The sequence below is a fragment of the Flavobacterium soyangense genome (assembly GCF_015277675.1).
GTDB lineage: Bacteria > Bacteroidota > Bacteroidia > Flavobacteriales > Flavobacteriaceae > Flavobacterium > Flavobacterium soyangense.
On sequence record NZ_JADHEC010000028.1, the window covers coordinates 15,332 to 38,985 of the forward strand.

24 protein-coding genes and 1 pseudogene are annotated in these 23,654 nt (G+C 33.7%); 21 read left to right on the plus strand and 4 right to left on the minus strand.

All coding sequences use genetic code 11. The annotated features are described in order from the left end of the window. The first annotated feature begins 72 nt into the window (after positions 1 to 72). The 7 genes and pseudogenes from IR213_RS12015 to IR213_RS12040 all read left to right on the plus strand — a co-directional run bounded on the left by IR213_RS12015 (position 73) and on the right by IR213_RS12040 (position 7,897). Positions 73 to 1,203 (plus strand): Fic family protein, encoded by a 1,131-nt coding sequence (locus IR213_RS12015; protein ID WP_194312554.1) that lies wholly within the window; start codon positions 73 to 75, stop codon positions 1,201 to 1,203. After that, positions 1,203 to 4,325, plus strand: a complete 3,123-nt coding sequence (locus IR213_RS12020; protein WP_194312555.1) for a type I restriction endonuclease subunit R — start codon at positions 1,203 to 1,205, stop codon at positions 4,323 to 4,325. The genes IR213_RS12015 and IR213_RS12020 overlap by 1 nt, the downstream gene beginning before the upstream one ends. 2 nt (positions 4,326 to 4,327) lie before the next feature. Further along, a complete protein-coding gene (locus IR213_RS12025) occupies positions 4,328 to 5,056 on the plus strand; it encodes a M48 family metallopeptidase (RefSeq protein ID WP_194312556.1) in 729 nt (242 codons plus the stop codon). 238 nt (positions 5,057 to 5,294) lie between these two features. After that, positions 5,295 to 6,101, plus strand: a complete 807-nt coding sequence (locus tag IR213_RS12030) for a DUF7829 domain-containing protein (RefSeq protein WP_194312557.1) — start codon at positions 5,295 to 5,297, stop codon at positions 6,099 to 6,101. 259 nt (positions 6,102 to 6,360) lie between these two features. Further along, a pseudogene (locus IR213_RS16635) lies at positions 6,361 to 6,432 on the plus strand (hypothetical protein); the annotation flags it as partial. Positions 6,433 to 6,591: 159 nt separating this feature from the next. After that, positions 6,592 to 7,413 carry a tyrosine-type recombinase/integrase gene (locus IR213_RS16640; protein ID WP_394354922.1) on the plus strand — a complete coding sequence of 274 codons (822 nt, stop codon included), beginning with the start codon at positions 6,592 to 6,594 and terminating at the stop codon, positions 7,411 to 7,413. A gap of 151 nt (positions 7,414 to 7,564) precedes the next feature. After that, positions 7,565 to 7,897 carry a DUF6567 family protein gene (locus tag IR213_RS12040; RefSeq protein WP_317173150.1) on the plus strand — a complete coding sequence of 111 codons (333 nt, stop codon included), beginning with the start codon at positions 7,565 to 7,567 and terminating at the stop codon, positions 7,895 to 7,897. Between the two features lie 194 nt (positions 7,898 to 8,091). On the opposite strand, the gene IR213_RS12045 is transcribed toward IR213_RS12040, so the two are convergent. Next, positions 8,092 to 8,337 (minus strand): helix-turn-helix domain-containing protein, encoded by a 246-nt coding sequence (locus IR213_RS12045; protein WP_194312559.1) that lies wholly within the window; start codon positions 8,335 to 8,337, stop codon positions 8,092 to 8,094. A 210-nt stretch (positions 8,338 to 8,547) separates the two neighbouring features. On the opposite strand from IR213_RS12045, the gene IR213_RS12050 reads away from it, so the two are divergent. The 9 genes from IR213_RS12050 (at position 8,548) to IR213_RS12090 (ending at position 16,870) form a co-directional block, all read left to right on the plus strand. Then, entirely contained in the window at positions 8,548 to 8,919 is a 372-nt protein-coding gene (locus tag IR213_RS12050; protein WP_194312560.1) for a DUF805 domain-containing protein, read from the plus strand. 382 nt (positions 8,920 to 9,301) lie between these two features. Then, positions 9,302 to 10,003 (plus strand): hypothetical protein, encoded by a 702-nt coding sequence (locus IR213_RS12055; RefSeq protein WP_194312561.1) that lies wholly within the window; start codon positions 9,302 to 9,304, stop codon positions 10,001 to 10,003. Between the two features lie 200 nt (positions 10,004 to 10,203). Further along, the gene (locus IR213_RS12060; RefSeq protein WP_228479179.1) at positions 10,204 to 10,548 is read left to right on the plus strand and encodes a hypothetical protein; all 345 of its coding nucleotides are present in this window, start codon (positions 10,204 to 10,206) and stop codon (positions 10,546 to 10,548) included. Between the two features lie 62 nt (positions 10,549 to 10,610). Next, complete coding sequence (locus IR213_RS12065) at positions 10,611 to 11,504, plus strand: AAA family ATPase (protein ID WP_194312562.1); 894 nt, start codon at positions 10,611 to 10,613, stop codon at positions 11,502 to 11,504. Next, a complete protein-coding gene (locus tag IR213_RS12070; RefSeq protein ID WP_194312563.1) occupies positions 11,485 to 12,486 on the plus strand; it encodes a DUF3871 family protein in 1,002 nt (333 codons plus the stop codon). Before IR213_RS12065 ends, IR213_RS12070 begins: the two co-directional genes overlap by 20 nt. Before the next feature lie 454 nt (positions 12,487 to 12,940). Then, positions 12,941 to 13,747, plus strand: coding sequence for a hypothetical protein (locus IR213_RS12075; RefSeq protein ID WP_194312564.1), 807 nt, complete (start codon positions 12,941 to 12,943; stop codon positions 13,745 to 13,747). Between the two features lie 159 nt (positions 13,748 to 13,906). Continuing rightward, positions 13,907 to 15,022, plus strand: a complete 1,116-nt coding sequence (locus tag IR213_RS12080; protein ID WP_194312565.1) for an AAA family ATPase — start codon at positions 13,907 to 13,909, stop codon at positions 15,020 to 15,022. Then, positions 14,988 to 15,653 carry a GIY-YIG nuclease family protein gene (locus tag IR213_RS12085; protein WP_194312566.1) on the plus strand — a complete coding sequence of 222 codons (666 nt, stop codon included), beginning with the start codon at positions 14,988 to 14,990 and terminating at the stop codon, positions 15,651 to 15,653. The genes IR213_RS12080 and IR213_RS12085 overlap by 35 nt, the downstream gene beginning before the upstream one ends. 734 nt (positions 15,654 to 16,387) lie before the next feature. Next, complete coding sequence (locus IR213_RS12090) at positions 16,388 to 16,870, plus strand: hypothetical protein (protein ID WP_194312567.1); 483 nt, start codon at positions 16,388 to 16,390, stop codon at positions 16,868 to 16,870. A 101-nt stretch (positions 16,871 to 16,971) separates the two neighbouring features. On the opposite strand, the gene IR213_RS12095 is transcribed toward IR213_RS12090, so the two are convergent. Together IR213_RS12095 and IR213_RS12100 are read right to left on the minus strand one after the other, a co-directional pair. Further along, positions 16,972 to 18,075 carry a glycosyltransferase family 2 protein gene (locus tag IR213_RS12095; RefSeq protein ID WP_194312568.1) on the minus strand — a complete coding sequence of 368 codons (1,104 nt, stop codon included), beginning with the start codon at positions 18,073 to 18,075 and terminating at the stop codon, positions 16,972 to 16,974. 9 nt (positions 18,076 to 18,084) lie between these two features. Beyond that, entirely contained in the window at positions 18,085 to 19,056 is a 972-nt protein-coding gene (locus IR213_RS12100) for a lysylphosphatidylglycerol synthase domain-containing protein (protein WP_194312569.1), read from the minus strand. 53 nt (positions 19,057 to 19,109) lie between these two features. Here IR213_RS12100 and ruvC point away from each other — a divergent pair, with 53 nt between their 5' ends. The 5 genes from ruvC (at position 19,110) to IR213_RS12125 (ending at position 22,372) form a co-directional block, all read left to right on the plus strand. Beyond that, entirely contained in the window at positions 19,110 to 19,664 is a 555-nt protein-coding gene (ruvC, locus tag IR213_RS12105; RefSeq protein ID WP_194312570.1) for a crossover junction endodeoxyribonuclease RuvC, read from the plus strand. Then, a complete protein-coding gene (gene hemW, locus IR213_RS12110) occupies positions 19,661 to 20,827 on the plus strand; it encodes a radical SAM family heme chaperone HemW (RefSeq protein WP_194312571.1) in 1,167 nt (388 codons plus the stop codon). The genes ruvC and hemW overlap by 4 nt, the downstream gene beginning before the upstream one ends. A gap of 36 nt (positions 20,828 to 20,863) precedes the next feature. Further along, a complete protein-coding gene (locus tag IR213_RS12115; RefSeq protein ID WP_194312572.1) occupies positions 20,864 to 21,220 on the plus strand; it encodes a DUF4260 domain-containing protein in 357 nt (118 codons plus the stop codon). A 1-nt stretch (position 21,221) separates the two neighbouring features. After that, positions 21,222 to 21,590: an MmcQ/YjbR family DNA-binding protein gene (locus IR213_RS12120; protein ID WP_194312573.1), complete on the plus strand. Its 369-nt coding sequence runs from the start codon at positions 21,222 to 21,224 to the stop codon at positions 21,588 to 21,590. A 92-nt stretch (positions 21,591 to 21,682) separates the two neighbouring features. Beyond that, the gene (locus IR213_RS12125) at positions 21,683 to 22,372 is read left to right on the plus strand and encodes a PH domain-containing protein (RefSeq protein WP_194312574.1); all 690 of its coding nucleotides are present in this window, start codon (positions 21,683 to 21,685) and stop codon (positions 22,370 to 22,372) included. Between the two features lie 63 nt (positions 22,373 to 22,435). On the opposite strand, the gene IR213_RS12130 is transcribed toward IR213_RS12125, so the two are convergent. Beyond that, positions 22,436 to 23,536: a DUF4407 domain-containing protein gene (locus tag IR213_RS12130; protein ID WP_194312575.1), complete on the minus strand. Its 1,101-nt coding sequence runs from the start codon at positions 23,534 to 23,536 to the stop codon at positions 22,436 to 22,438. Between the last annotated feature and the right edge of the window lie 118 nt (positions 23,537 to 23,654).

Genomic DNA, 23,654 nt, shown 5'->3' on the forward strand with positions numbered 1-23,654 from the left:
TCTTATTTGCATAAAATGAATAAAGTGCAATTATAAATATTTATATTTGCAGGAAACAATAAAACACAGCAAATGAATGTAAGCGATTTCAAGGCAGGAAAAACCGTTCAACGCTACCAATACAAGAGCTTTGAACCTAATGTTGTAGATATCCCTTGGCAAATAGACAATGTCGAGCTGGTAATGCTTTTGAGCGAAGCCAATATAAAAATGGGCGAGTTAAATGCCTTTTCGCAACTGATACCTGATGTGGATTTTTTTATTAAAATGCACGTACTCAAAGAGGGTACAAAAAGCAGCCGTATAGAAGGTACACAAACCAATATCGACGAAGCCATACAAAAGGAAGAGTACATACAACCCGAAAAAAAGGACGACTGGCAGGAAGTACAAAACTACGTACAGGCAATGAACCAAGCCATAGAGAGTTTAGAAAAATTGCCTTTGAGCAATAGATTATTAAAGCAAACCCACAAAACCTTATTGCAAGGCGTGAGAGGTACCCATAAATTACCTGGGGAATTCCGCCAAAGTCAAAACTGGATAGGCGGCAGTAGTTTAGCTGATGCTACTTTTATTCCGCCACATCAAGATAGTGTGGCAGATTTAATGACAGACCTTGAAAAGTTTTTGCACAACGATAACATTCCTGTACCGCATTTAATAAAAGTAGGCATAGCGCATTATCAGTTCGAAACCATTCACCCATTTCTGGATGGTAACGGACGTATTGGGCGTTTGCTTATTACCTTGTACTTGGTGAGTAACGAATTACTGCACAAACCAACGCTGTATTTATCGGATTTCTTTGAGAAAAACAAAGCCTTGTATTATGATAATCTTACTAGAGTTAGAACCCACAACGATTTAACCCAATGGCTCAAGTATTTTTTAGAAGGCGTTCGTAGCACTTCCGAAAACTCCATTCAGACGTTTAAAAGCATCATAAAACTCAGAAGCGAAGCTGAGCATAAAATTATGTCTTTGGGTAAAAAACAAGCATTGGCAAAATCCTTTTTACAATTTTTATACAGCAAACCCATTGCCGATGCCGGCGATGTGGCAGAAGCTTTGGAAATTAATGTTTCTACGGCTTTACGGTTGATAGATGACTTTATTAAATTAAATATTTTAACAGAAGTAACAGGATATAAACGCAATCGCATTTTTGCCTTTGACGAATATATAAAACTATTTAGATAATGAGCAAAGTAGGACAAATAGAACGTGCCACCCAAAACCGCATAGTACGATTGTTTCGAGAGCAATTAAAATATAGCTATTTGGGTAATTTAGAAAAGGAAGAAGACAACAGCAATGTAGACGAAGCCTTACTCACGGCTTATTTGACCAAAAAAGGCTACAGTACATCACTCATCAGTAAAACATTGTTTGAGTTGAATAAAACAGTTACGATCAATACAAGTGATGACCTGTATCAAGCCAACAAAAATGTATATGCAGCACTTCGTTATGGCATCAATGTAAAAGAAGAAGCAGGGCAAAATAAAACAACGGTTCATTTAATAGACTGGAAAAATCCACACGAAAATGACTTTGCCATTGCCGAAGAAGTAACAATTAGAGGAGAACATAAAAAACGCCCTGATATCGTTATTTACGTTAACGGTATTGCTTTGGGGGTATTAGAATTAAAACGAAGCACCGTTTCGGTTTCCGAAGGCATTCGCCAAAACAACGACAATCAAAAACATTTGTTCATCAAGCCGTTTTATACTACTATTCAGTTAGTAATGGCAGGACAAGATGTAGAAGGGTTGCGATATGCAGCCATTGACACTTCTGAAAAATATTATTTGAAATGGAAAGAAGTAAGCGAAGAATTCAATCCGAATGATTCCTATCTTTTAGAACTTACCAAGTCTTTAAGAGAACAAGCCGACAAAGCCGATAATCTTTTGGATAAGCATATTATCGAAATGCTTAACAAAGAGCGATTACTTGAAATCCTTCACGACTTTGTGGTTTTCGACCGTGGACAAAAGAAGTTTTGCAGACCCAATCAATACTTTGGTTTAAAAGCAGCACAGGAACACATTCGTCTTAAAGAAGGTGGTATAATCTGGCACACTCAAGGTAGCGGAAAGAGTTTAACAATGGTGTGGTTGACTAAATGGATACGGGAATACAACCCAAATGCAAGGGTGTTAATCATTACCGATCGTGACGAACTAGACAAACAAATAAAAAAAGTTTTCAAAGGAGTTGGAGAGGATATTGAAAGAACAAAAAGCGGTGCTGATTTAATTGAAAAATTGAATGATACTAAGCCTTGGTTATTGTGTTCACTAATTCACAAATTCGGTAATAAAGAAGAAGGTGCTGATAAAAGCAAAGATTATGACAACTATCTTGAAGAACTAAAAAACAGTTTACCAAAAGACTTTAAACCCAAAGGCGATTTTTATGTTTTTGTAGATGAATGTCACCGCACCCAAAGCGGAGATTTAAACAAAGCAATGCGACAGTTATTAGGCGAAAAGGCTTTATTTATTGGTTTTACAGGAACGCCTATTATGCAAGCTGATAAAAAGCAAAGCATTACTATTTTTGGAAAATACATACACACCTATAAATTTGATGAAGCCGTAAAAGACGGTGTAGTATTAGATTTAAGATATGAAGCCAGAGACATTGAACAAAAAATATCTTCACCAGATAAAATTGACACTTGGTTTGACAGCAAAACAAAAGGATTAACTGACTTTGCCAAAACAGAACTCAAACAGAAGTGGGGAACAATGAAAAAAGTGTTCAGCTCAGTGGGGCGATTACAGAAAATTGTTGCCGATATTTTGTTGGATATGGAAACCCGTGAACGACTGCAAAACGGACGAGGTAATGCGATTCTGGTTTCAGGTAGTATTTACAATGCGTGCCGTTATTATCAGTTGTTTCAAGAAGCAGGTTTTACAAGATGCGCTATCATCACTTCCTTTGCTCCAAGTTATGCAGATATAAAAGGTGAAGGAGAAGGACATACTGAAAAGTTGATGCAATATGAGATTTACCAAAAGATGCTCAACGGTAAAACAAGTGAGGATTTTGAAGATGAAGCCAAAAAGAGATTTATAGATGAACCTGCACAAATGAAGCTCTTGATAGTAGTAGATAAACTGCTTACTGGTTTTGATGCTCCAAGTGCAACTTATCTATACATTGATAAAAGTATGAAAGACCACGGCTTGTTTCAAGCTATTTGCCGAGTTAACCGATTGGACGGAGACGATAAAGATTACGGTTACATCATTGATTACAAAGACTTGTTTGGTAGTTTAGAAAATGCCTATAATGATTTTACTTCCAAAGCCTTTGAAGACTACGACAAAGCAGATGTAGAAGGATTGTTAAGCAACAGGCTAAATAAAGGCAAAGAACGATTAGATGATGCCTTGGAAACAATTAAAGCATTGTGTGAGCTAGTAGCTCCACCCAAAGGTACTCAACAATACATTGTTTATTTCTGTGGAAATCCGCAAATAAAAGATGACTTAAAAGACAGCGAACCGAAACGGGTAGCATTATACAAAGCCGTTATTTCTCTTATTCGTGCCTATGCCAACATAGCAGATGAAATGGAAGAAGCAGGCTACAAGCCAAGCGAAATTGAAGCCATTAAAAATGACTTGAAGCACTTCGAAAGTGTTCGTAAAGAAATTCAATTAGCTAGTGGAGATTGGGTTGATTTAAAGCAATACGAACCAGCAATGCGTCATTTGATTGACAGCTACATTGGAGCGGAAGAAAGTAAAAAAGTTTCTGCTTTTGATGATTTCAGTTTAGTAGAATTACTTGTAAAAGACGGCACAAGTGCTTTAGATAAATTACCTGAAAGCATCACGAAAAATAAGGCAGCAATGGCAGAAACCATTGAAAACAACTTGCGAAAAGTAATCATTGAAGAAAGTCCAACCAATCCGATTTACTACGAGAAAATGAGTGTCTTGCTTGATGAGTTAATCAAACTAAGAAATGAAGAAGCAGCGGAATACGAAAAGTACTTAGAAGAGATAATAAAACTAGCTGTAAAAGTAAAGAAACCCGAAACAAGCAACGAATATCCATCGAGTATCAATACACAAGCCAAACGAGCTTTGTATGACAACTTAGATAGGGATGAAACACTTTCTATGGTGATGGATGCGGCTATAATCTATGGCAAGCACGATAATTGGGAAGGGAACTTGGCAAAAGAAAAACACTTGAAAAATAAAGTGGTTAAGCCTGTTTTAGAAGAGTATTATAAGCCTGAAAAACTAGAACCAATTTTCAAAGTTATAAAAGAGCAAAAGGATTATAAGTAGTAATGGAAGAAATAAAAGTTTTAGAAATTAGCTCTCAACTTTCTATTGATGTAGTTCGTAAAGACATCAAGAATATGCACTTGGCGGTATATCCTCCAACGGGCAGGGTTCGTATTGCAGCACCTTTAAGAATTGATGATGAAGCGGTACGGCTTTTTGCTATTTCAAAAATTGCTTGGATAAGAAAAAATCAAAGGAACTTTAATTCTCAGGAGCGACAAGCTCCACGACAATTCAAAGAAAGGGAAAGTCATTACTTCCTAGGCAAGCGCTATCTTTTGAGAATCATTGAAGAAGATGCACCTCCAAAAATCGTGTTTAAGACCAAAACATATATCGACTTATATGCAAGACCAAACAGCACTTTAGAACAGCTTCAAACGATTATAAATGAATGGTATCGGGCAGAGTTAAAGAAACTCATTCCGGCTATCATTGACAAGTGGGAAAATCAAATTGGAGTGACTGTGGAGGACTGGCAAGTTAAACAAATGAAAACCAAGTGGGGAACTTGCAACATAGAGAAAAAGAGAATTTGGATAAACTTAGAGTTAGCCAAAAAACCTTTGCAATGCCTAGAGTATATTGTGGTTCACGAAATGATACATTTACTAGAACGACACCACAACGACCGTTTCCTGAGCTTAATGGAGAAATTTATGCCCCAATGGAAGTTTTATAGAGAAGAATTAAATCGTTTGCCTGTAAGCCATGGAGAGTGGAAGTATTGAGAAATAGAAATTTTTCTGTAGAAGTAAAAGCTACACTTGGAGAGGTTTCTAGTTAGCAAGGTGTTTTTAGAGTTTCAGAAGCATTTGTATGAGGAGAAGGTGGCGTAGGGGTAATAAAAAAACTATTGATTTGTAATACAAAGCCACTTGAATAAAGGATAGATTGAAGTTATTTTATACCTAGTGAACAGAAGTTAACCGTAATCATTAGAACAGACACAAAAGCCGAAAGTATAATATGGACCATTGGAAAAAGCAAAGCATAGATAGTTTTTTAATCGAAATTGAAAACTATTTTTTAGATTGTTCAGCTGATTCTTTTCAGAATCAAAGCATTATTAATAAGGTCAACAAAGAAGAATTGCAGTATTTACTTGATAGATTAGATTTAGCAAAAATTGTTGGAGTAAGTCACAAATTGATTTTAAACGAAACACTAAAGAATAAAGAAAAAAATAAATTTTCTTATTTCATTTTAAGATCTAAAAACATACCATTAGAAGTTAATCATTTAGACGAAACAAAAAAGTCTGTTTTTATAAGGCTTGCGGAAAATTATTTTGAAGAGAAAAACAATTTTTTGATTTATTCGATTAGTGAACTTTTTGATAGAGGATATGTTGTTAAAGAAGAAGACGAACTTTTTACAAAACAGCTTTTCAAGAAAATTCAAAGCGAAAGTGATTTTGAAAAATGGTCAATGTTAAGGTTTGCAGTAAAACTAAATGATTCAGAAAAATTCACTTTAGCTTATCAAAAACAAAGAGAGCTGTTCGTGATTTTGTCATTGAAATTAAATAAGCCAATCTCTTTCAATTTTCCAAATCTATTAGGTGTATTAAATAACGCTATTCAGCATTATAGAGAAAGTGGAGATATTATTTTAAAAGCTACTCAGGTTTACAAACAATTTAATGAGATAATAAAGCTTGATGCAAGAAAAGGAAACTTTGCGAAAAAGTTAAATGAATATCATTTAAATAAACCAATTCAAAATAAAAAGTTTGAAGAAATAGTAAAATTACTTTTTGCAGAGTTATCCTGATTTAAGACTAATAGGAGTTTAATACAACAGCCTCTTAATCTTTTTCTGTTATTTTTAAAGTTGAAAAATACATCAATTATTCAACTTTAAATCTATGGAATTATGCATCAGGAAAAAATCACGGTTCTGTTTGTATTAAACTCAAGCAGAACTAATCAAAAAGGATTTTGCTCTCTTTATTGCAGAATCACGTTAAACAGGGAACGAAAAACAATTCTCTACAGGACTATTCGTTAATCCGAGCTATTGGGAAGGCAAAAATCAAAAAGTAAATATTCAAGAGCCTAACTACAAGTATATCAATGCTCAGATAGAGCGAATTCAGGTTAAGATTTATAACATTGCTTTAGTTTTTCAACTACAAGCAATAGAGTATTCTCTTGAGGATATATGTAATGAATACAAAGGAGTCGAAACCAAAAGGAAAGAGTGTATTTTATCCTATTACAATCAATATTTATCAAGAATTAAAAAGCTTATTGGGTCAGAGATAAAACAAAATACCTATGATAAATTCGCGTATGTCGGTAAGGACTTAGAAGCCTTTATAAAATCGAAATACAACAAGTCCGATTTGTCTTTAGAAGAATTGAACTTACAGTTTCTAGACGATTTTGACTACTTCCTAAAGACCGAGAAGAACCAAAAGCAAATAACTGTCAACAAGGAGATTCAACGACTAAGAACGCCCATAAAACGAGCCATTTCCGAAGGTTATTTAGATAGAGACCCATTCATACTTTACAAATCAAAAACAATCCGGAAAGAGGTTGTTTTCCTATCTACAAAAGAACTCGAAACTCTAGAAAAAGCAGTATTGCAGCCAAAAAGACTTGGTGTGATTCAGAATTTATTCATCTTCTGTTGTTACACAGGATTAGCCTATAATGAAATGACGAACCTTAAAAAGAATAATATTCAGATTGGTTTTGATATGAGGAATTGGATTCAGATGAAAAGAGAAAAAACTCAAAGACAAATTTCAATTCCAATACTTCCTAAAGCTCAAGAAATCATTGATAAATACTCTAAGGATAGTGATTATATATTTCCTTCAATTAGTAATCAGAAATTCAATTCCTACTTAAAAGAGATTGCAGCTATAACAGGAATTGAAAAACGTTTAACACATCACACAGCAAGAAAAACATTTGCATCTACAGTTTTATTATACAACGACGTTCCAATGGAAATTGTTTCTGAGCTTCTGGGTCATTCTAATATGACTATAACACAAGAAAGCTATGGGAAAATTGTTCAGAAGAAAGTCAGTAAAGAAATAAAAAAATTAAAGTTAAGGATAAAAAAATGATACTGTCCTGACAATCAAATTATTAATATTTAACAAATAAAAAAATACATCACAATGAGGAAAACCGTAACCTTATGAAGTTTTAATGATTTACCATTGTCTAATATTAATCTAAAAAAATATCATAAAAAAAATTATTTTAAAATCTACATTGGTAACTATGCTCGCATTACTATTAACTAGTTGTAGTGCCGTACATTCAGGAAGCATGGAAAATTCAGCATCATTAAGCTCTGCTAATTTTTCATATGTAAAACAAAATATCGAAGGAAAAGCTCAAGCAACCTATGTATTGGGTATTGGAGGTCTTGCAAAAGAAACTTTAGTTAACAATGCAAAACAAAAAATGTTAGCCGAAAATCCATTAAGGGATAATCAAACGTTAGCAAATTTAACTGTGAATTTTAAAAAATCCTATTATTTAGGTTTAATATACAGTACTGTAAAATGCACGGTAACTGCTGATGTTGTAGAGTTTAAATAAAAAATTTAACCATTAATTGAAAACAGAAGCCTAACTATCGTTAGGTTTTTTTTTCTAAATAAACTTAAAATGAAATATTTTATCCTGACTATCACAATGTTTTCAAGTAGTCAGGATGTTTTTTTTAAAATAAATTAATCCTTTACGGAAAACCGTAAAATACCATCAAAAAAGCAGTTTAGGTTTGTATGAAATCAATCAGTTATTGTCTTGTTATTAGATTTAAACAATTCCGAAACATCAATTTTAAGTGCCTTTGAAATAGCGAACAAAGTAGTTACAGAAGTATTAATAACACCTCTTTCTATTCTGCTAATTTGTGAGATTTCTACACCTAGCTCATTAGCAAGCTGTTCTTGAGTAAAACCTTTCGCCAAACGAAGCTCTCTGAGAGCGTTTCCGAAATCAATTAAAATGATTTTTTTATCTAGTTTATCCACAGAATAAAATTCTACTAATAAACTAATTTTTATATAGGCAAATTTACCTATATTTGAGCGAATAACGCTGCAGGATTTAAGGCACATAATTCACAATGAATTGTTCACTTTAAATCTGAAAAGTGAATCAAAATCAAAAACTGATTGAATCAAAAACAAAAAACGGATTCCTGATGCCGTCAATAAGTAGGGGCAATTAAATTACAAAAAATGAAATATTACTTAAAGGCATTACAGAATTATGCAACATTTAGTGGTCGAGCAAGAAGGAGCGAATTTTGGTATTTTACATTATACAATACAATTTTTGTTTTTATAGCAATTATGATTGATGTTGCTATTGGAAAAGCTACTCAAGAAAAAGAGTTTATTCCAATAATTTATATGCTCTACATATTGTTTGTACTAGTGCCTTGCTTTTCAGTCTTCGTAAGACGTATTCACGATGTTGGAAAAAGTGGTTGGTTTATATTAATAGCCGCAATACCTATCGCTGGTCCAATTTGGCTTTGGGTTCTTATGGCTACAAACGGTGATGTAGGTAAAAATAAATATGGAGTAGACCCAAAAGAAATCTCTTAATTTAAGAATACAAAAAACCAATTTGTATTTGAGGCAAATAAGATTAATCTTTTTTTAAATTAATTCAAAAAACGGATACCCGATGCCGTTATAAGTAGGGAACATTTAGATAAATAAAATATGAAAGAATCAGAAAAAAATAACTCTTCAGTATGGATATTTGTATTCGTTGTAATAATCGTAATTTTCAGTCTTTTTATTGACAAAAAAGAAGAACGCTATCTGGGTTTTGTAAAAACAACCTATTCGATTAACAATTTCGTACTCTGGAGCCACTTTTAGACTGTCATAATTAACCAGTCAGAAACTTGTTTTTACACTAGCGAGTCATTACGAGTAAACATAAAATCTATAATAATATAAATTTAATAAAATATAAATTATGCTTGAATCAATTGGAATACTAGCTTTAATAGTTGTCGCTTACTTAATTTACGAAAATTATTCAAGAAGCCAGCACATAAGTCCCGCCGAAGAAGATTTGCTTCGTAGATATAGCGACGCATATAGTGATTTAAGCGTTGATTTTCGCGCAGGAAGAATAGATCGCGGCACATTTGAAAAGAGAAAGATTCAGATTTTAAATAGTCCTGAAGAAAGTAGAAAGATTGCGAAAAGTGTTGAAAAGCATAATGCATATGAATTAGAACGGATCGAAGAAAAGAACAAGATGAGAATAGTTGGTTACAAGTATGATGAATTTATTTTTAAGATATTTAATGACAAACATGAGCTATCGTGGACGGAATTAGAGAATAGTGTTACGAAAACCTTTAATCTCGAAATATTAGATGCTGAGGCTAGATCCGAATATCAGATGGAAGATATGCCTACTCCTGCTCAAGAGATATTGAATATTTGGTTAGATAATAAATTAATAGAGATATGTAAGTGGAGTGAGTGGAGTGAGAAAAATCATTTTAATTTAGAACATTGTAAAGTAGGGAGTGTTTTAAGAGATAAATATTATAAAATTAACGATTATGATATCACCTACGATGAATGGTTGGAGGAAAGAGAAATAACCTTAAAACATAATCAGTATTACGATTATTATTTACTACAAAATAAAAGTATTTCGTAATTCCTGAAAATTTTTGTTACAACAATCTTATAAAGCCTAGCTAATCAATTAGGCTTTTTTTATGCAATTAACTTGTCAAACTTGTCTTTTGAAAAATTAAAAAAAAATTTTTTCAGAGAGCAAGATGATCCATCATCCAACCGCCCTGCTTTTGTAGAATGGGATAGTCCCCTATGAGTCTAAATTAATAAAGAAAAACTATGGTACGAGTTATTGATTACAAAACGATTAAAACAGAAACAGGTAAAGAGTTTTCAATGCTTGTTGTTCAAGGTGGAATAGAGCCTCTAGTAAGCAACAAGACAGGGAAAATTTACTTAACAATGCGTAAGGCAAACATTTCTACAACATTCGATGCTGCTTCTTGCAAATCCCTTGTTGGTACAGAATTGCCCGGCAAAGTGGAGAAGATGGAATGCGAACCTTATGAATACACGGTCAAGGAAACCGGAGAGATTATCACCTTAAAACACAACTGGCAATATGTAGACGAAGACTTTATGAATGTCAATTCTCAAGTCATTCACAAAGAGTTAGTCAACTAAAAAACAAAAGCAAGAGAGCATCGAAAGGTGTTCTCTTTTTTATTAAACTAAAAACAAAAGTTATGAAATTAACTAAGGCAGAACGCCATCAAGTAAAATTAAGAATTGGACTTTCAGGTCCGAGTGGATTTGGAAAAACCTACAGTGCCTTGTTATTGGCATATGGAATTACAAACGATTGGAATAAAATTGCATTGATAGATACCGAGAATAAATCCGCAAGTCTATACTCGCATCTTGGAGACTTCAATGTATTGTCATTGGAAGAACCGTTCGCTCCAGAACGCTATTTAAAAGCGATTAAGCTATGCGAGGATGCAGACATAGAATTAATCATTATCGATTCCATTTCTCACGAGTGGCAAGGTAAAGGCGGATGTTTGGAAGCTCACGAACAGTTAGGAGGTCGATTTCAAGACTGGGCAAAAATAACCCCTCGACACAATTCTTTCATTGATGCAATCATTCAATCGAAATGCCACGTTATTTCTACTACTAGAAGCAAGGTAGATTACAGCCTTGATAAAGACAGTAACGGAAAGACTAAGGTGATGAAGCTTGGTACTAAATCTATTACAAGGGAGGGGTTCGAATACGAGCTTACAGTCAATTTCGAATTTCTGAATGATAAACATCTCGTCTCTGCTTCTAAAGACAGAACAGAATTGTTTTCAAACAAACCTGAGTTTATTATCAACTCCTCAACGGGAAAGAAACTAATCGAATGGTGTAATCAAGGAGTGTCTATAGATAGAATAAAAGAAGAAATTAATTCTTGTGTAACATCAGAAGGACTAAAACTCATTTATGCCAAATACCCGAATTTGAGTACAGAACTCTATCCTGTTGTAATGGCACGAAAAGAAACGCTGGACAATGTCTCAGCACAAGTAATCTACGAAGAAGAGATAATTAACAACTTAAACCCACAAAACAATGAATTTAGTATTAAATAATCCTGAGCATCAAATCATAGAAGAAGCACAAGTAATTGAATCTGATAGAAAGAATTTCATTGAAGCCAATACTCTTCAAGTAGATTTAGAGCATCTAAAGAATGAATGTATAGTGCCTGTGTTTTCTAAAGATAATGAATGCACGATAAGTCATTACGAATTTATTAAGTATACTGAAGATGTGATTGCCGATGTACTGTCGAATAGTATACAGCTAGAAGAACAGATCAGGGTGTCTCATATCGTGAAGGGAAGAATTCCTTCTGCTATTGGAAAACCCGCTAAAGATCTTTCGGAACAGGAGAAAACACTTTACTACGAACGAATGGCTTTCGTTATAGAGATCCCGCAGATTAGTCAGGTCATTAATGGCAACAGATTGAATTTATCAATTGGCGGAGTAAGAGCTTACAACCAAGAAAATCTTTATGGCAAGAAATCCATAGAGAAGTTCAAAGTTTTTATAGGATTCCAAAATACAGTCTGCTTGAATTTATGCATCTCTACCGATGGATTGGCTGAAAGTATTAGAATCAGTTCAATAGGTGAATTGAAATCTAAAATCCTAGAATTGATTAACGGTTACGACAGAAAGAAACATCTGGAGAACTTACAGGAACTAAGCATATACAGTATTAACCAAGACCAGTTTGCTTTTCTGATAGGAAAATTAAAGATGTATCAATATTTGTCTAAAGAAGAGAGGAAGGATTTGTTTCCTCTTTCCATAACAGACTCACAAATCACTTCAATAGTCAAGGATTACTATTCTGATGAATTCTTTTGTAGTATAGATGGTACTATTAATTTGTGGAAACTCTACAATTTATTCACTGAAGCTAACAAGACTAGTTATATAGACAATCATTTAGAACGTAATGTCTCAGCGTATGAGTTCATAAAAGATCTAGCTAAATGCCTAAAAAGCGGAGAGCCTAATTGGTTTGTCTATAATTTAACTATGGCTAATTCAGCGTTCTAATGGATGTGAATGCTTATGGTTTTCTGCTTAAGTACTCTAGTCCTTTTAGTATTCTAGTCGTTACAAAAGAAGACAAGCTTATTGAGTTGAAGTGTCCTTTTAAAGTAGAGGTGATTAAGAACGTCAAGAATATGATGATCTCTCAAACCAAAGAAGTTTCTCAGGTAAAACTAGCGACGAACAATAAGCTGGTCTATATCATAGAAGAAAAGCCGTATTACTATTACTATTTCACGATTTTATTATAATTTAATACCCGGAGTTTTATGCTGAATTTTGGACAATCATTCCTTTGAGACGGTTTTACTTCGTTACCAAACAAAAACCCCTGAAAATTTGCTAGCAATTGATTTAACGAAGGAGAGTTATTTATTTAGCTCTTCTTTTTTATAATAAGTCAGTTTATTGGATTCGTTTAGATACATTCGCTGGATTTACAATTAAAACTTATATTATGAGCCAAAAGCCGTCCCTTATAATTCCGGAAATTGATGTAGTTAAGATAATTGAACGAAGTTATTTTGAAAGCATTAAGAGAAAATTTCTTTCCCTAGATCATATTTACTTTGATTACGGAACGTATGAAGACGGTAAAGAAATGATATCTAATCCAGACTTAGAACTTTATCAGATTGAAATAATGTCTGAAAGATATGATGAGCAAGGAGACCCTTGCGGAGACTATATTTTTCACAGCTACAACTTCTATTTAGATTACTTCAACCCTGGCATTGAAAAAGGAAAATCCACCTATCTTTTAAACTTAAAAAAAGAAATAAAAGAAAGGATAAATCACAAGGATGTAATGTTAGTAGACCTGTTTTCTTATAAGAAGGTTGAAATCAATTCAGTCCTCGTGAAAAATATAAATAAAGATTTAAAAAGCGATCTTCAAATCTATTTAGAAAAAATTTGGAATAGTATTCTTGATGAAATAAATCTACTTGAAGAAAAGTATTTTCCATCCCTGAAGCTAAACCTATCACTAAGTAAATCTGAATCTCTGCTTTTATTTCATTCTCTATATTTAAAAGGAGTCTTCTCTAAAGACACAACTAGATTGGATCTAGGTAGGTTTATCGATAGAAATATTACTTATAAAAAGGGTGATAATTATATTAATATCAAGAATGCAAATGATGATCTTACTGAATTGCTTCCTGCTATTAAAACGAGTGTTGTAAGACAACCGATAAGTAATGTTTCAAGACAAAGGCTAGATGATATTGAAGAAGGTTTGTTTAGTTTTTTAGATAATTAACACGGGGTAATTTTGTACCCCGTAATAGCCCGCCCCGTCATTTTATCTATTTCTATTTTCGCGTTTATAAATACTCAGGCATACTGACTATCCTTACTAGGCTGACCCGCAAAGTAGTTTAGAAAGTCACCTGAGAAACATAAATTTAAATTAAGAAATATGATTAAAAACAATGTAGAAACAAGTTCAGGAGAAGAATTTGTTAAAAAGAAAATTACTGTCACTAAAGCTAGTGATTTAATTCTGAGAGTAGAAAGTGAACCTGAACCAACAATTCTCTGGAATGGAATTGTTGAGGGTTCTAAAGGATTGTTTGTTGGTTTAAGTAAAACCGGAAAAACAACAATGGCTGAGAACTTGGCGATTTCCATTGCCATTGGCAGAGTAGAGTATTTAGATTTTCCTTTATCAGGAATCCCTAAAAAGATTTTGTTTGTTAATCTTGAAGAGAGTTACGGCTTACGCACTCGCCGTAACATAAAACAAATTTCAAAACTTACAACATCTGAAAGAACTCTCTTCGATGAAAACTATTTATCGATTCCCCCAGACGATTTTCCTGAGTTTATAAATTCTGAAGAGGATTGGATAAAATTAAGGGAATGTATAATTGACTCAGAGGCAGATGTGATTTTCATTGACTCTCTTTCTCATTTAGTAAAAGGACAAATAGAAGTGAGCGAGGTTTTCCTAAAATTTGTGAGGACATTTAGAGAACACATCATAACATTAAAAAAGACAATCATTATTATACATCATAACGTAAAAGGCAATGATAAGCCAATTACCCAAGATAGTATTGCAGGTAGTAGAATTGTTTGTCAAGAATTCGAATATGCACTAGGAATGAGTAATATCCCCACAGAGAATGGGGGTAAGTATTTATGTATGCTTTATAATAAATACATTGAAACAGATGATACCAAAGCAATCCTATATAAAATTAATGAAGAAAATTGGCTTGAAAAACAAGGAGAAGCTAACAAGTATCATTTGTATTCCACAACAAAGCCTGACAAAAGACAAGACTCAACAAACAAAGATTTGATTTATAACTATTGTCAGAGTAGTCAGGGTAGTCAGACCGTTTCAAGTGCGGACTTAATGAAGATGTTTGTAAGTAACGATTCTAAAACAATGGCTAAAGACACACTTTATGCATTACTAAAGAAATTAACTGCAGAAGGTAAAATAGAAAGATTGGAAAAAGGAGTATATCAACTTAAAAGAGAAAATCAAGATGAAAAAGGAGAAGGAGAATTACTTGGTTTATAAGGTGGTCAACAACCAAACACAAGAAGTTTATATAGGAGCTACAACAAAATCAATTGAAGAAAGGAAAATAGACCACCAACGAAAATCCAAAAATGGACTTGGCAGTTATTTTCAAGAAGCAATAGGAACTTATGGTTTCGATGCCTTCAATTGGGAGCAAGTTGATACTGCCTCAAATATCAATGAACTCGCAGAAAAAGAAGCAGAATATATATTGAAGTATAATAGTTTTGAAGCCGGTTATAATTCAAATAAAGGCTCAGGTGGATTTAAAAAGAAAGTTTATCAATACAGTGTAGAGACAGGAGAATTACTCAACAGCTACGATGATTTAACTTGTGCTGGTAATGCGGTAGATGCAACCAAAAAGAGCATAAGCAATGTTTGTTTGAACATTGACAAAACGTGTAAAGGTTTTTACTGGAGCTATTCCAGTACAAATGAATTCATTACCAGTTCTGATGCGAGAAAAAAAGAGGTTATACAATACAGTCTAAAAGGCGACTTATTGGCTCATTATATTTCTGTAGCAGAGGCCAGTAGAATTTCACGTATCTCCAAGACCTGTATCGCTAGATGTTGTCGAGGAGAACGGGAACAAAGCGGTGGATTTCTTTGGAAATATTCTTAGAACTAAAGGCGGTGTAAAAACCGTCTTTTTTATTTTAAAAACATTACTTTTAACTCTTATTAAGAGGGATTAATGAGAGAATGTTGTTATTGCTTAAAAGAAGTAACAACTACTGTTTATACATAAACAAACGCTATAAATTAATGAAAAAGACAAACAATTCGGTGACATATAAAAAACATAGCAATGTAAATCATTGATAACATACCAAGTGACTCAACACGGATTAGTCCCGTCCAGACCGCTAAATTGGGGAGAAGCGATTCAGAAATGAATCGCTTTTTTGCCCAATAAAAGCATCTAAAATAGTTGTGTTGTTATCGTCACGCCCTTGTAAAGCGTGACACGGTTTAGTAGTTAGACCAATGAAAAGCTTTCCACTTTTGTGGATAGCTTTTTTGATTTAAGGGGGTGTCTTGTCCTTATATTCCTCCATATTTTCGGATCAATCCTAAAACCTGTGGGGAAGAAAAGAATAATTATAGTAATCAGCAAAGTAATTCCTAGAATCCAATAATTTACGGACTAAATTTGTAAAATAAAGCAACACTAATCCAAGCCAACTTAAACTTGGACCAGCTAAAACAGGCATAAAACTTCCAAAACTTCCAACAATCATAAATACAAAACCAATAATCAGAAGCTAAGAATCCATAAAGTATTTTTTAGTATTTTTGAAAATTAAAGCAGTACTTTTAAACAAAATTAAAACAGCTTTTGTTTCTTTAACGAATATGAGGAAAATTATTCTAATATTACTTTTTTTGTCACTACTTTTTAATTCCTGTCAGTACTTCGACAAGCAAGTGCCATCAGAAAAGGAATTGCTGCAAAAGGAATTGAAAGCCATCAATTGGAAAGAAGTCGACGAATTTCCATCGGTAGCTGATTGCGAAAAAATTGAGAATAAAACCCAACGCCAGCAATGCTTTTTCGAATATATGACTCAGCTAATTCAGCAAAAATTAAGTGTTGACACCCTCTCGATTCTCTATCCTGAACTCGACACGATTGAGGTAAAAGTCACCATTTTTCCAAATGCCACAATGCAATTCGAACCCCAATTTCCAAAAGATTCCGTTGCCTACGATACCATTAAAATTGATAGTATTCTTAAGGCTCGCTTAGTCGATTTTCCAAAAGTGAATCCAGCTATCAAACGCGGAATTCCTGTAAAAACACAATTTATTTTGCCAGTTATTCTTAAAGTAGAATAGTTTCTTTAGTAGCTTTTTCCAGCTATTCGTTACAATCTTTTTATTTTTAAAGAAAAAATAAAAAGGATTTTCACTTCTATCTGGGCTAGGCATTTTGTAATCTAAAATCGCCTTCCTTTCCATTCGTATTTTCCAAACAAGGAATACAAAGCCACACTCACGCTAAAAAAAGGATAGAATAAACTTCCCAAAATCAAATAATGCATTCTATTTTTAGTCAAGAAATGATTTGCTTTAAAAATCAAAACCGCGTCTATAATAAACTTCAAAAGGGAAAGAAAAAAGATATTTTGAAACATAAGAACACCCAACACCCAACACCCAACACCCAACACCCAGACCAGATTTCCTCCAAAAACCACTAATCCCAAACCAATCCCAAATTTGCTTTGGTACGAACCCGTTTTCGAAGCCCAACGAACTCTTTGATAGAACAAAGATTTCCAATCATCCATAGGTTTTGTGATAACAATAGTATCTTGTGATTTTAAATAATGTACTTTCTCGGGAAATCTTGCAATCGCTTTTTGCAACAAAAAAACATCATCTCCGCTGGCAATTCCATCATTTCCTTCGAAACCATTCAGTTCTTGAAAAAATGATTTGGTATAAGCAAAATTGGCACCGTTACACATAAAACCTTTTTTTAGCCCAAAACTTCCAATAGTTGCTCCTTGCAAACTCGCCAAATCCAATTGCTGAAAATGATGTAAAAACGAATTCTCACAATCATATTTTACGGCACCAGCAATCATAGAAACTTCGGGATTCAATTGAATGTAATTATCCAATGCTAATAGCCAGTTTTTTTTAGCCACACAATCTGCATCAGTTGTAATAATCCAATCGTTATTTACAACTTGAATTGCTGTAGAAATCGCATCTTTCTTAGGCGAATTAGAAACTCGAATATTCTTTATAACCGAAACTTGAAACTTGAAACTTGAAACTTGAAATTCTTCATTAGAACAATCATCAGCCAGAATAACTTCAAACAAATCATTCGGATAATTCAATTTTGATAAACTGTTTAAAAGATTTGGCAAATTTTCGGATTCATTCCGAAAAGGGACAGCAATCGAAAATTTGGTTTTTGGCTTTAGCCCAAGATAATCAAAGGAATTGACCTTCGTGAATCCATAAATTAAAGAGGCTATAGTTGCCACATAAACCAAAACCACCAAAAATAAAACAATTGTAATCATAATTATTTTTTAAGTTTTATCTCCCTCTCCAAAGGAGAGGGTTGGGGTAAGGATTTTATAATTCATTACATAATAACTGCCAATAATAACAGGCAAAACTACGTTCAAAAACCACATCAAGGTTGAAATAAAAACTACTATCCATTCATTAACACCCAGAATTCCAAAGAAATAAACGGCAACACTTCCTTTTACGGCAAAGTCCAAAAACTGGAATGTAGGCAATGAAGAAGCCAAAAAGTAAACACTGGCAATGGTTGCCATCATTGTTAAATAAGGTAAATCAACATCAAAAGCCAAGAATAGAAAATAATATTGATGCGAAAAAATCAAATACCGACAAACGGCCAAGAAAATATTTTTTTGATGAATCGATTTTGGAATTTCATTGGTTTTATGAATCAGTTTTTCGATGGAATATCCTTTGATTGTAATTTTTTTCAAGAGGAAAGTAACTACAAAGACAAGAAAAAATAATCCAAAAAGTATCGCCACGGTTTTTGAAGTGATGATATTGTAATTTGAATTGAAATATAACAAACCAAATATTCCAAAAACTACTGACAAAATCATCTGGATTCCGTTGCAAATTAAGTTCAGAAATACAATTTTTTTGGTTTTCGATTTTTCAAAAAACAATGCTTTACCCGCATATTCGCCAACGCCGTTTGGAGTGAATAATCCAGCAGTTAGTGCGCCAAGAACTTGTTTAGTTGCTTCCGGTAAAGAGATTTTATGGAGATAGGAAACCAAGTTTTGCCATTTCAAAATTTCGAAAAGCCGATTCAAAACACTCAACAACAAGATAAAACTGATTCCAGTAATAGATTGGTTTTTTTTGAACAAAACGATGAATTTCTCCCAATCTAGTTTGTCGTTATTAGCCAGTTGACTGTAAATAAAATAAAATGCACCGCCAACAATCAAAAGTTTGATAAGAAGTACGAGGAATTGTTTAGCTTTGTGAGATATTGAAATCATTAGTGCAAAGTAACAAAACTTTAAACCTTAACTTTAAACTTTAAACAAATCTTTTGGCAAACGTACGCATCATATTGGGAATTGACCCAGGAACCACAATTATGGGTTTTGGCTTGATAAAAGTGGTTGGAAAAAATATGCATTTTATTCAACTCAACGAATTGCAACTGTCCAAATACGACAACCATTATCAAAAATTAAAAATTATTTTCGAACGCACCATCGAATTAATTGATACCCATAATCCAGACGAAATTGCGATTGAAGCACCGTTTTTTGGCAAAAACGTGCAATCGATGCTGAAGTTAGGTCGGGCACAAGGGGTGGCAATGGCAGCGGGACTTTCGAGAGACATTCCCATCACCGAATACGAGCCCAAAAAAATAAAAATGGCCATTACCGGCAACGGAAACGCCAGCAAAGAACAAGTGGCCAAAATGCTCCAACAACTTTTGGGTTTAAAAGAATTACCCAAAAATCTCGATTCAACCGATGGTTTGGCTGCAGCAGTTTGTCATTTTTTCAATTCCGGAAAAGTGGTTGGTGCGAAAAGTTACACTGGCTGGGACGCTTTTGTGAAGCAGAACGAAGAACGAGTAAAAAAATGAGCGGAATCTACATCCATATTCCTTTTTGCAAGCAGGCGTGTCATTATTGCGATTTTCATTTTTCGACTTCGATGAAGAAGAAGGACGAAATGGTTTTGGCTTTGGCCAAAGAAATCCAAATACGCAAAAGTGAGTTCAAAAATGAAACGATAGAGACGATTTATTTCGGTGGAGGAACACCAAGCGTTTTGACAACTACCGAAATCCAATTTTTAATTGATGCCGTTTATGAAAATTACGCTGTTTCCGAAAATCCCGAAATCACGCTTGAAGCCAATCCGGATGATTTATCAAAAGAAAGAATAATCGAATTGTCAGAAACGCCAATCAACCGTTTAAGCATCGGAATTCAATCTTTTTTTGAAGACGATTTAACGATGATGAATCGCGCTCACAATTCGGCGGAAGCTAAAAAATGTTTGGAAGAAGCTACAAAATATTTTGACAATATTTCCCTCGATTTAATTTATGGAATTCCGGACTCGAGCCAGAATGGCGAACAGGCGAAGCAAATGAGCAACGAAAAGTGGAAACAAAACATCGAAACCGCTTTGTCTTTTGGCATTCCGCATATTTCGAGTTACGCCTTGACAGTCGAACCCAAAACGGCTTTACACAAACTCATCCAAACCGGAAAAATTGCAAAACCAAATGATGATTTAGCTCAAGAACATTTTTCTATTCTTGTAGAAATCCTTGAAGCGAATGGTTTTATTCATTATGAATTATCGAATTTCGGAAAGGAAAATTATTTTTCGAAGAACAATTCGGCCTATTGGTTGGGGAAAAAATATATCGGAATTGGCCCTTCGGCGCACAGTTATGACGGAATTTCCAGAAGTTGGAATGTGTCGAATAATGCTATTTATTTAAAATCATTGGAGGATAATAAATTACCAAATGAAATCGAAATTTTATCCATTGCCGACCGTTATAACGAATATATTATGACGGGTTTGCGGACGATTTGGGGAGTTTCTTTGGAAAGAATTTTGGATGAATTCGGGAATGAATATTTGGATTATCTCAACAAACAAGCTAATAAATTTCTAATTGACAATTTGCTTTCAATTGAAGGCAATATTTTAAAACCAACCCAAAAAGGAAAGTTTTTGACGGATGGAATTGCCAGTGATTTGTTTTTTATAAATTTGGAAAAGTAAGTTGAATAGGTCTTTTATTCTTAAACTTAAAAAAATATGGAAACAACTTTAAAAATCGAAGAATTTGGTTTGTTCCTCTTTGGAATTTATCTTTTTAACCAATTAGATTATGCTTGGTGGTGGTTTTTGGTTCTCATTCTTACACCTGATTTATCTATGATTGGATACGCTTTTGGCAACAAATCAGGAGCTTTTCTGTATAATTTATTTCATCATAGAGCGATAGCTTTAGTGCTATATTTGGCTGGAATTTATAGTTCCAATAATTTGATTCAGCTTACGGGAATTATTTTGTTTGCCCATTCCTCGATGGATAGAATGATGGGATATGGATTGAAATATGAAACAGGTTTTAAGTTTACTCATCTTGGTGAAATAGGAAAAAAGGGATAATATGAATTTAGAAACCTTCTACGAATATTGTTTGTCTAAGAAAGGAGTAACCGAACATTTTCCGTTTGATAAAGACACATTGGTGTTCAAGGTTGGCGGAAAAATGTTTGCTTTATCTTCATTAATCCAATGGGAAAAAGGGACGCCATCGGTGAATTTAAAATGCAATCCAGAATATGCCCAGGAATTGCGCAGTCAATATGACGACATCAAACCGGCTTTTCATATGAGTAAAGTGCATTGGAATACAATTGCCATAAATAGTGAAGTTCCAGACAAATTTGTCGTGGAATTGATTGATGATTCCTATGAATTGGTTTTCAAAAGTTTAACAAAAAAAATGCAAATTGAAATTCTTGACTCGAGGTAAAAAATTTACCGAGCAGGCGAAGCAATTAGAGAATTAGGCATTACTTTTGCACAACAAAATCTTGAAGTTAAAAAACACATCTAATAGAAATAATGAAAGATCAAATAAAAAAATTCCTGAACGAAGAACAAGACCCGAAAGCCATTGAAAAAATCACTTCAAAACTGAATGATTTATTAATGAAAAACGAAGAAATAGGGTATATCGCCGTTCAGAAAAAGCCAGCGATTACCGTCTTTCCTGATAGTGTTGTGGTTACGAATAAACGAATCATTATTTGTCAGCCAAAAAAACTAGGTCTTACAATGAATTTTACCGATTTTACTTGGGACGAAATCGAAGGAACATTTGTTAAAGAAAATATTTTAGGTTCAGAGTTTTCGTTTTCGACCAAAACTCAAATACAAGTTTCCATTGATTATATTCCAAAAATTCAGGCCAGAAAGATTTTTACATTTGCCAAAGAGCAATTGGACATCTTGAAAAATCCTGCAACAAATAATGTAGTTTCCGAGGAAATAAAAGATAAATTTCCAGAATATTTGGTAGAAGAAGTTGCAACAGAAGAGGTAATAAATTATGCCGAAATAATGCCGGCAGTTTCTAATTATGTTGAACCCATTGAGGAAAACAGAGGTGCTTCAGTTGAAAAAACATCAAGTGAATTGACACAAGACGAGCTTTTCGAGAAATTACAGAATTATAAAAAACTCCTTGATAACGGATTGATTTTGCAAGGCGAGTATGACGCTTATAAGAAAGAGATTTTGAGTTTGATGTAGACTAAACCAGACTTATTTTAAAATTATAAACTCGACAAGTTTCGATTTGTCGGGTTTGTTGTTTTATAAAGTTTTCTTTTGTTTCTCTACAAAATTATGCGCTTGGAGTTCTAATAATTCAGTGGCTTTTTGGCGTTGCAAATCATATAATTTCTTGTCTTGGGCAATATCTTCATACACTTTATCGTGCATTGATGCGCTGGTTTTTACCAATAAATTGCGTTGGTATTTGTCTTGTGCCAAAGTGGCTTTCAGCGCTGTTTCTAAATCTTCCAGCTTATAATCGTATTCGCCTTTTGGCGAAAGCAGTTTGGCAATAATTGGCGAAGTTTCAATTGCTAAAAACAACAGCATTATAAACAATGATGGAATCAAAGGCAGTTTGTCCAAGGCATTAATTCTCGCCATTAAACCATCAAAACCATCGATTATGGGTTGTGTTTGAGTTACTTTTTTATCCAGATCGGTTTCAAGGGTTTTTGCTTTTTTGTCGTTGATTGCAATTTTTGCTATGTTGGTTTTTCTAAGAGAATCCAGTTCGGCTGAAGCCAAATTATGTTTGGCGATTTTTTCCTTAAAAACTGGGCCTTTCCCCAACTTCATCGTGCCTTTTGTTCCTTCAGCTTCGGTAATATAAGTTTCATACAAGGTATTTACTTCTTTTTCTTTGTTTGCGATTTCGGCCTTTAACTTATCGGTTTCAGTTTTGTTTTTGTCTAAATCTGATTTGAAATAATTGGCAACTTCCTTTTTGTTGTTCAAAGCCTTCGCATTTTTTTCTTTCAATAAAACGGTGTTGATTTCTTTTTCGAAAATTTTAATTTCCAATGGTTTCGAAATCACTATGGCAATAATTATGGCTAAAAGAATTCGCGGGCTTGCCTGCAAAAATTCGCTTCCGAATTCATCTCTTTTCCGAATGGTCGAAACAATAAATCTATCCAAATTAAAAATAAGCAAACCCCAAACCAATCCAAATCCCATTGCAACATAAGGATCGTCAAAAACGGTAAAAAGAGCATAAGAACTGGCAATGAACGCCATAACAGCAGTGAAGAAAACGGTGGCACCAATACCGACATATTTTGTTTGTTCACCTTCTGAGCAACCTTCGAGTAGGTTTTTGTCGGTCCCGGAACAAAGGAGGAAGAATTGTTTTAACATAACGATTGAATATGATTGATACTGGTTAGTATGCATTTAACGTCAAAAGTTACCAATTGTTGTGAATTTTTATTTCGCTTTTAATTAAAAAAAGCCGTTCAGGAAGAACAGCTTTTTT